The organism is Acaryochloris sp. IP29b_bin.148 (assembly GCF_028285565.1).
Classification (GTDB): domain Bacteria; phylum Cyanobacteriota; class Cyanobacteriia; order Thermosynechococcales; family Thermosynechococcaceae; genus Acaryochloris.
Window position 1 is genome coordinate 1 of record NZ_JANQOY010000097.1, and the last position, 9,674, is coordinate 9,674.

At 48.6% G+C, this 9,674-nt stretch carries 8 protein-coding genes; 4 read left to right on the forward strand and 4 right to left on the reverse strand.

What is annotated here, in order from left to right; all coding sequences use genetic code 11:
- Positions 1–25 precede the first annotated feature (25 nt).
- The 3 genes from Q0986_RS09510 to Q0986_RS09520 all read left to right on the forward strand — a co-directional run bounded on the left by Q0986_RS09510 (position 26) and on the right by Q0986_RS09520 (position 4,806).
- Complete coding sequence (locus tag Q0986_RS09510; protein ID WP_299408745.1) at positions 26–3,394, forward strand: response regulator; 3,369 nt, start codon at positions 26–28, stop codon at positions 3,392–3,394.
- A 19-nt stretch (positions 3,395–3,413) separates the two neighbouring features.
- Positions 3,414–3,932, forward strand: coding sequence for a chemotaxis protein CheW (locus Q0986_RS09515; protein WP_299408750.1), 519 nt, complete (start codon positions 3,414–3,416; stop codon positions 3,930–3,932).
- A gap of 250 nt (positions 3,933–4,182) precedes the next feature.
- Positions 4,183–4,806 carry a hypothetical protein gene (locus tag Q0986_RS09520; protein ID WP_299408754.1) on the forward strand — a complete coding sequence of 208 codons (624 nt, stop codon included), beginning with the start codon at positions 4,183–4,185 and terminating at the stop codon, positions 4,804–4,806.
- Here Q0986_RS09520 and Q0986_RS09525 read toward each other — a convergent pair.
- The 4 genes from Q0986_RS09525 to Q0986_RS09540 form a co-directional block, all read right to left on the reverse strand.
- Positions 4,775–5,173 (reverse strand): DUF2996 domain-containing protein, encoded by a 399-nt coding sequence (locus Q0986_RS09525; RefSeq protein WP_299408759.1) that lies wholly within the window; start codon positions 5,171–5,173, stop codon positions 4,775–4,777. The two genes, Q0986_RS09520 and Q0986_RS09525, sit on opposite strands and share 32 nt — an antisense overlap.
- Positions 5,174–5,185: 12 nt before the next feature.
- Positions 5,186–5,461 (reverse strand): MoaD/ThiS family protein, encoded by a 276-nt coding sequence (locus tag Q0986_RS09530; protein WP_010474449.1) that lies wholly within the window; start codon positions 5,459–5,461, stop codon positions 5,186–5,188.
- Between the two features lie 43 nt (positions 5,462–5,504).
- On the reverse strand, positions 5,505–6,803 hold the full coding sequence (gene thrC / locus Q0986_RS09535; RefSeq protein ID WP_299408772.1) for a threonine synthase: 1,299 nt from the start codon (positions 6,801–6,803) through the stop codon (positions 5,505–5,507).
- Positions 6,804–6,936: 133 nt separating this feature from the next.
- A complete protein-coding gene (locus tag Q0986_RS09540) occupies positions 6,937–7,503 on the reverse strand; it encodes a hypothetical protein (RefSeq protein ID WP_299408775.1) in 567 nt (188 codons plus the stop codon).
- Between the two features lie 272 nt (positions 7,504–7,775).
- Between Q0986_RS09540 and Q0986_RS09545 the strand changes: the two genes are divergently transcribed.
- A complete protein-coding gene (locus tag Q0986_RS09545; protein WP_299408778.1) occupies positions 7,776–9,596 on the forward strand; it encodes a lamin tail domain-containing protein in 1,821 nt (606 codons plus the stop codon).
- Positions 9,597–9,674 lie beyond the last annotated feature (78 nt).

The window sequence follows — 9,674 nt, forward strand, 5'->3', positions numbered from 1 at the left end:
AATAATTGGTACTGAGAGATAAACCATGTCCCACGATAGTGAACAGGAAGTTCGCCTTCAGTTTCTGGAAGAAGCCTTTGAGCATTGCCACCAAATTGAATCGGGCCTTCTGGGGATAAGCACCAGCGGTGTTGATCGACAACAAATAGATGGCGTTTTGCGAGCAGCCCACTCCGTCAAGGGGGGCGCTGCCTTAATGGGGTTCCATAATCTTAGTCATTTGGCCCACCGGCTTGAGGATTTTTTCAAGGTTCTTAAAATCGGTAAAGTGCAGGTAGATGGCGAAGTCGAAAGCCTGTTGCTGACGGGGATGGATTTTATGCGTCAGGTCGCCACCCTTAACCAGCAGGGAGATGACGTTGACGAACAGTGGCTCGAAACCCAAGCTAACCCAGTGATGGAGCAGCTCCATGATTTACTGGGCGATCCTCAACCTGAAGATGAAGCATCCTTGCTGTCCTCTGAGGTGGGTGAGGACATGAGTATTGTTCTTTTTGAGTCGGAAGTCGAAGAATGCTTAGATCGGTTAGAAGAACAGCTTGCCAGCCAAGAGGCGAGTATCATCGTTGCTGAATTTGATTCTACGCTTGAGGAATTAGGTGGATTAGGCGAAATGCTGGATATGCCAGCTTTTCACGGGCTATGCCAATCGACATTGCACTATCTCAAAGCGACGAATGATCCCAATCAGCAGCTTCAAATTGCTGAGGTGGGTTTGCAGGAACTGCGGCGATCGCAAGCCATGGTATTGGTCGGTCAAAAAGATGCCATTCCTGACACTCTGGACATCAGTTCCCTGGGTGCATTCGCTGAGACTCTGGAGCGCCCCAGTGATGTGTCCGCTGATCTGATGACTGAGGAGGCGGATCCGTTTGCGGACATTGAATTATCTCTAGAACCACTGGACTTAGAAGCCGCTGATCCAGCCGAATCTGATCTATTTGCTGATGCTGAGTTCACCTTAGAGCCTCAAGATTTAGAGACGGCAGCCGAATCTGACCTATTTGCTGGTGCTGAGTTGGCTCTAGAACCCCAAGATTTAGGGGCAGTCGCCCCTCTAGAAGCAGCTGCCTCGGAAGAGATATCTACGCCAGAACAGGAAGAAGAGCAGCTAACACCCACTGCAGATTTAGATGCTTTTGCCAATGTGGACTTGGCTGGTATTGCCGAAGAGATCGAGGCTCTAGCTCCCGCAGATGTTACATTACCCGCTGTTGCGGCTGAGAGTGCTTCGCCCCATGAAGAGGTTGCGAAGGATCTGGAATGGTCTGAGTCGTTTGCCTCAGAAGCAGCGGACCTTATTTCTTCCCTAGACTCCTCGGCAACGGAGCAAACCGTCAGCGCACCTGTAGAAGCGCCAAAGCCTGCTGAGCGTCAACCCCAGAAACGGGCCTCTACTCGCACAGTTGCTAAACCTATCACTACTAGTGCCGCCGCGCCAGAGACCGCCGATACGACCATTCGTGTTCCTGTCAGTAAGCTCAATCAGCTCAATGAATTATTCGGAGAACTGATTATTGAACGGAATGGTTTGCAAATGCAGCTCAAGCAGTTGCGAGACCTCACCGAACTCTTACGAGGTCGGGTTCGCACCCTTGATAAGTCCAATGCACAGCTACGGGCAGCCTATGACAAAATTTCCGTGCAGGAGGTGTCTGCTCAAGCAGCCCCTGCTATGGCTGTTCCCGTGGGAGGTGGTCAGACCAATGGCTCTACGCCCCCAATCAACTTGAGCAACCCTCATCTCGATCATCATGATTTTGATCTATTGGAGATGGACCGCTATAGCGAGATGCACTTGCTATCCCAGGAACTGATGGAAGCCGCAGTTCAAATTCAAGAGGTCACCGGAGATATCAATACGAGTCTGGGGGACGCGGAACAAACCACACGAGGACTGACTCGAACCTCCAAGCTGATTCAGACCAGCATGACGCAGGTGAGAATGCGTCCAGTGTCTGAATTGCTCAGTCGTTTCCCACGCGTTCTGCGAGATTTGAGCTTACGCTTTGAGAAGCAGGTAGAACTAAAGATTGTTGGAGGAACAACTCTAGTCGATCGATCGATTCTAGAGTCGCTGAATGATCCGCTCATTCACTTAATCCGAAATTCCTTTGATCATGGGATAGAAAAACCCGAGGCACGAGTTGCCGCAGGCAAATCTCCCAAGGGGTTAATTGAAATTCGGGCCGCGTATCGAGGCAACCAAACTCAAATTACAATCAGGGATGATGGGGATGGTATTAACCTCGATAAAATCAAAAACCGGGCGATGGAGATGGGGTTAGATGCCGACGATCTGCGGAATGCCAGCACCAGTGATTTACTCGATTTGATTTTTGAACCTGGCTTTAGTACGGCATCAGCGGTAACAGATTTGTCGGGCCGAGGCGTTGGCATGGACGTGGTGCGCACGAATCTACAAAAAATCCGAGGCTCGATTGCCGTTGATACAGAAGCCGGGATCGGTACGACCTTTACTATTTCTGTGCCCTTTACCTTATCGGTTATTCGGGTCTTGCTGGTAGAAGTTGCCAATATGATGTTGGCGTTTCCGACCGATGTGGTGGAAGAAATGATGCTGCTCCGGTCTGAAGATGTTTTGGATAGTGCAGGGGCTGAAGTCCTCAATTGGGATGGTGAAATGGTGCCGTTAGTCCAACTCAGCCAGTGGTTGCGACTACCCCGGATTGCAAAGCTGCCGGATACAGAAGAGACGCCGAGTATTAATGCACCTACGGTGTTGATGGTGGCCGATGGTAATGAGCTGGTGGGCTTACAGGTTGATCGCTATTGGAGTGAGCAGGAAGTTACGATTCGCCAAGCTGAAGGGAATATTGCCATGCCTGAAGGCTTTGCGGGCTGTACGATTTTGGGGGATGGTCGGGTTATTCCGCTGGTGGATGCGCTCAGTCTCCTGAACTGGATAAATGATCGGAATAATGATTTCACGGGCAATTCAGGTGCTTTGGCAGGTGCTCTATCTGGATCGGATAGTCCTGTAGCTGACACGGCAAATCAACAAGCTTTGGTGATGGTGGTAGACGATTCGGTTAATGTCCGTCGCTTCCTAGCGTTGACCTTAGAGAAGGCAGGGTATCGAGTTGAACAGGCTAAGGATGGCCAACATGCCCTCGAAAAACTCGAATCGGGCCTACCGATTCAGGCCGTGATTTGTGATATTGAAATGCCCCGGATGGATGGATACGGGTTCTTGGCTCATGTGAAGGCGAAGTCGGATTTTAAGTCGATTCCGGTGGCGATGCTAACCTCTCGAAGTGGGGATAAGCATCGTAAATTGGCAATGACTCTGGGTGCTTCTGCTTATTTCTCAAAACCCTTTAGAGAGAAAGAGCTTCTGCAAACCCTTGAGCAGTTTACCCAAGCAAAATGATTGTGAGTGATTGAACGCTATGGCTATTTTTTCATCGGTGCGATCGCAACGGGGTGCCAATCGCAATACCGAAGCAACCGAACAGCTGATTGCCTTTAAACTCCGAGGGGAGTGGTTTGCGTTACCCGTCACAGCGGTGCAAAAAGTGATTCCCTTGGGAAAGGTACATGGCGATCCGAATCAGACGGGCATTAGCTTAACCCTCCATCAAGGCCAAGAAATTACGGTGGTGGATGTGGGGTATCGAATTTTTAATGACTCTGCCCAGTCCTTAACTCCTGAAGAACCAGAGACAGCCAAATCAGAGGAGAGTGCTGCGCAACGATGCCTGGTGTTGATTAAAAGCGCAGAGGGCGTTGTGGGAGTACCCATTGATTCTCAACCTACTATTCGCCGAGCAGGAAAATCTCAATTTTCCCCGTTACCCAGTTCTTATCTTGACCGGGGCAATATCCACTGCGTTAGCTCTATGATTGTGGACGATGGCGGGACTGAGCCGTTATTCCTACTCGATCCTGAACAACTCAGCTCCGTCTAAAATAATCAGCTTAATGATAATCGAGATGGGGCAACTGCAGTCCAGGCTGTATAGGAGATTTTGGGCCTATACGGGCTTGTCACATTTTGTATAGAGGTGGATGAAAGAATCATTATCGGCCTAAAATCTTCTCAGGCTTTAGAAATTGCCGCAAGATCAGCATAAACAAACCCTAATAGCCATTTAAGCTGATTATTCCTTGAGGATAGAACTGATGAGAGGGAAAACTCAACCAACCTGGGTCTTAGTCTTGGCAGTTAGTGTTTTTGGATGGCAAACAGATGTGAACGCTGCCCAGTTTTTTGAATTTGATTTTGAAGTTTCAGGTTACCAAGATACGACGCTAGTGCCATTGCCAGGTGACGAATTTACTTCCCCAGATACGTTTGAACCTACAGATAGCGTGGTCAATATCAGCATCGCTGGCACAGATAATAATGCCGATGGCCTGCTAGAAGTTCGTCAATACAGCGGAATTTGGCGAGGAAGTTTTGGTACTATCACTCATAATCTTGATGACGCTTTAGTTCGGGGCTTTAGTACGGTACATTTTTCTCGCTCTACTTTGGAAGTACAAGATCTTGATATAGAATCCCATCCCCCTAGTGGAGGATCAGAAGCGATCGTTCTTGGCCGAAACGGCCCCAACCCCAACAGTTATCTGTCTTTTCTCCGGAGACCCGCCAATGTGCCCTACGGAGAGAAAGAAGAAGAGTGCAAGGTTTTTGATGCCAGTCTATCTCCTTGCAACATAAAAATAGAAGCAAAAGCCGTTCCTGAACATCTTGGCCCTCTTGCTTCTATGTTTGTTTTGGGAATAGGGGTGGCGCTAAAGAAAAAATTTAATTCCCACCGAGCCACTTTTGAGCGTTGAGCCGCTGAACGACGCCAAATACGAGTAAATCGAGGGTAATCTTCCGCTCATCGCCTAAAAAAGGTTCGATGGTGCTAGGGTTGCTGCCTGTGTTTGACCAGGAAAAGGCCCGCTGCTTTTTGATATCACCTTCTGGGAAGTACACTGTAAACTGACGAGTACCGTTTAGCCACTCACCCGTGATGTTGTTGTCGGCAAAGTTGAGCTGCAAGTCGCTGATATCTTTGGCCACTAAAGCTTTTTCTAAGGCCGGGAGATAGTCTTGCTGAATAAACTCTGCAAAAGGTTTATCTTCAAGCTTGGGCTTTTTTTCTTTCGGTTTCGCTGCAGGTGCTGCGTCGGCGGCTTTCTTTTCTGCTTCTGCCATAGGTTTGTTGGTTTACCCCCCTGCGATCGCAGGAATGATACTAACTTCATCGCCGTCTTTGAGGGCCGTTTGTTGCCCCTCTAAAAAACGGATATCTTCATTATTTACATAAAAGTTGACGAAGCGGCGTAATTCGCCTTGCTCATCACACAGACGGGCTTTAATTCCGGGACAATTTTGCTCCAGAGATTCTAGCAATTCGCCAATGCTACTGCCGTCGCATTCGACGGTAGCCTGATTTTTCGTCAGCTTTTGTAAGGGCGTAGGAATAAGGACAGTAACGGACATAGGATTCAACTGCAATAGAGAAACAAATGAAACGACAAACAGCCTAGACCAGCACAGGTTGCCAGTCCAATCGATCCAGGGTGCGGGAGCGCTCTAGAGCTCGCTCAAAACTTCCAAGTTTAGGCTCAATTGCGAAGGGCTGACCGATACAACCTTGAACCGCTTCCTGGGTCTTGAGGCCGTTGCCCGTGATGTAGACCACGGTTTTTTCGTCTGGGTCAATTTTCCCGGCTTCGACGAGCTTCTTAAGAACGGCGATGGTGGTTCCACCGGCTGTTTCTGTAAAGATGCCTTCCGTTTCAGCCAACAGCTTCATGCCTTCGACAATCTCGGCATCGGTAACCGATTCAATTGTGCCATTCGTCTTCTTGGCAATATTGATGGCATAAACGCCATCCGCAGGATTACCAATGGCAATAGATTTAGCAATCGTATTTGGCTTGACAGGATTGATAAAGTCGCGATCTTCGTTATAGGCCTGAGCAATGGGAGAGCAGCCTTCGGCCTGGGCACCGCTAAACCGCACCGCTTTGTCATCAACCAAACCATTGTCGACAAATTCCCGGAAGCCTTTATAAATCTTGGTAAATAAGGATCCTGACGCTAGCGGCGCAACAATGTGATCGGGAAGCTCCCAACCCAGTTGCTCAGCCACTTCGTAACCAAGGGTCTTAGAACCTTCAGAATAATAGGGACGCAGATTGATGTTGACGAAGCCCCAACCGTGGGTGTTGGCGACTTCTGAACAGAGGCGATTGACCTGATCGTAGTTGCCTTGAACCGCCATGACCGTTGGACCGTAGATGAGGGTACCCATGACCTTACCCGCTTCTAAGTCCGCTGGAATAAATACACAACAATCGAGGCCCGCACGAGTGGCGATGGCAGCCGTTGAATTGGCTAAATTTCCGGTACTGGCACAGGACACGGTCGAGAACCCCAACTCTTGTGCCCGAGTCAACGCCACCGATACCACTCGATCCTTAAAACTGAGGGTGGGCATATTGACGGCATCGTTCTTGATATAGAGATTTTTAAGGCCCAATTGCCGAGCTAACCGATGAGACTTGAGCAAAGGGGTCATGCCCGTTCCCACATCAATCGGTGTATCTGTCTCAACCGGCAAGAAGGAGCGATACCGCCAAATGGAGTTGGGGCCGGCTTCAATGCTTTCACGGGTGATCGGCTGGCTGAGGCGGCTAAAGTCATAGCTCACTTCTAGAGGGCCAAAGCAGAATTCACAAACGTGGGTTGCTTTCAGTTCGTACTCAGCTCCACATTCTTTACACTTCAGTGCTTTGAGAGCAGAGCTGCGAGATTGATTGGTCAGGGTTTGAGTCATGGGTTTAGCAACTTCGATAGAAATACGTCAACAACGCATCTGTTCAATTCGCTCGATGCTAACACGGGGATAAAATACCGTCAAACATACCCGACTAAAATAGTCGGGTATTGTGAAAACGCCTTCTAGGCTTCTATTCTTCGACTGCAGGGATATCTAAACAAACCGCGAACATCTCAGCTAGAGACTTTTGTGCTTCTTCTTTTTGCTCGGTGGCCATATCCTCCTTGACCTCATTGAGCATGATTTCGTAGAGTTCGAGCAGCGGATGGGCATAATCCTGCTGTTGCTCCACGGTTAAATGGGGCTTTAACAGAGTGAATAATGTCAGCGCTTCCAAAACCCAGTTGGAAATCTTTTGCTGTAGCTTTTCCGGATCTTCTTCTTGCTCTAGCTTTTCCATTTCGGCATAGAGAAAGTCCAATAACCCTCCTGTTAATCGCTCTCGATCCTGGGGACGGTAATCCTGAAGGTATTGTGTGAGCCAAGCCTGGAAGGTCTGATCTTTCTCTTGGATTTCGGCATCAGAGAGTTCAGCTTCAGCCTCAGAAGCCCCACTAATCTCTTTTAATTTATGTTCCCAGGCTTGGCAGAACTTTTGGAAATGTTCTTCGAACTGTCGTTCGCCCTTAATCAAAATGAAGGAGGTCTGACCGTAGGTGTCTCCTAAAATTTGCTTGCGGCGCTTTGCTTCTCCCATGTTGACCTGACCTTAACGATTGTCCAACTCATCATAAAGGGGACAAATGTCAGACTTTGGTGTCTAGGGAAAAATCAAGATAATTCTCAACATCCCCCCATTCAATCCCTAGAAATAAAAAAATTAAGATGTGGTGGGATCGGACAAATATCTACCAGGAATGAAATTCAAAACGATTCCCTAAAAAGAGTATTGCTTTGGAATTTTTTTGCGATCGCAAAGTGATACAAGTATTAGAGTTTCCCATTTATGGATGGCTGAGGAGAGAAATCATGGGTCGCTGGATAGTATTATTCGCCAATCGTGCTCCCTTCGCTGCACTTCTCATGGCATGCACTTTCTTCGCAGATGCTGCTCTAGCGCGTACTTCTTCCACCCATAGGGCGAACCGAACAACCCCCAGCGTCTATTCACCTATCCCTCCAATCCAGAACACAAAAACGTCTGTCTTCCAAATTGCAGACGCCAAGATGTGTAATGGCAGTTCAATCGTAGAGCTGTCTTTTCGTAATCCCAAAAAAGAAAACAATCAACCTGACCTATCCATCGGCTCCATCTACCGATTTACCCAGGTTGCTCCTGGTATTGATGCCTTGGTCACGGTGGACAAGTTCAATAATGGTGCAACCTTAGGGGCAATTGATAATGCCAGCACAGGGTCCGCAGAAGCTCTGCAGCCTACTCTCAATGCTTCTACACAAGAAGGAGATTCGAGTGTAGATCTGATTATCAGTTTTGTAGAAACAGGGTCCAACACATCTACTACCATCAAAGCTTTCAATGCTTCTGGTGTAGATATTGATGGAGATAGTAGAACCTTAAGGGAGTATATCGAGCTAGAAGGATTCTCTAGCTATACCCTTGAAAATCCCACCACTCTAAAGCCAACGATCACCCCACCATCCGGTCGCTTTGAGTCCAAGACAGTCAAGACACAACCGGGGATTAGCACAGATGCAACCCAAACTTTAGTCACTGCTTCCTATGAGAATGTCAGCAGTTTCCGCTATCGAATCGGCGCACTAAAACCCAAAGGTAGTAAAAGCGGTCGCCTCAATTCTTTATCATTTAGTTGTCTTCCCTTTAAAGAGCCAGAAACTGAGCCTGCCCCGCTATCCGCTCTCGAACCTGCTCCTGAGCCAGAACCAGCTCCTGAACCAGAACCAGCTCCTGAACCAGAAGGTGGACCAGGAACACTAGAAGTAGCGCCCGAACCAGGGCCTAATCCCGCACCAGAGGGCGGAGCAGAAACACCCGAGCCCGAGCCAGAATCTGAACCAACACCGGAGCCTGAACCAGCTCCAGAGCCTGAGCCAGCACCTGAACCTGAGCCTGAGGACGAAGCAGAAACGCCTGAACCAACTCCAGAACCAGAAGGGGAAGCAGAGCCAGAACCAGAGTCAGAGCCGGAACCAGAGGGCGAAGCAGGAGAGCCACATCAGCTATCTCCCCTGGCAGGGAAAATTGTTATCAATGAGGTGCTATACCAGCAAACAATTGGCAGAGCCAATGCCGAGAATAATGATGAGTTTATTGAGCTATTCAATCCATCAAATGAAGCTGTGGATCTTGGCGGTTTGCAATTAATAGATGGCAATATTCTGGATGACGATATAGATGGTAATACCGGAAGCATTACAGGCAATACCAGCCCTTACGTCTTTCCTGCTAATACCATTCTCCAGCCAGGGGAATATGCCGTTATTTGGATTGGTAGTGAGAAAGACGCCCAAGGCAATCCTATCCCAGCTCATCAAGCCCCAGACGCAGCGTTTCAAACCTGGTTAGGACAACGTCCAAAGCTCAATAACACAGGGGATGATGTCTGGCTGTACGATGGCCAAAACCAGATTATTGATTACATTGCCTACGGTAAAAACACCAGCAGCAGTACAGCAATCAATACCCCACCACCGGCAGCATTAGGGCTATGGAATGATTCTACCCAAACCACCTTAGGAGGGGCTGATAATGGGCAATCCATTAGCTTGACTGCCAACGGGCAAGATTCCAATAACAGCGCTTGTTGGGAACATACAACGAGTGGTGATGCGAGTACTCGTTGCTTGGGCTATCTAGTGCAGCCTGGCTGAAATAACCATTCAGCAGTGGAGCGCTCTTATTCTTAGCTAGGCTGAGAATATGTCCTACGCTCAGGAGGCCGCTCCTCT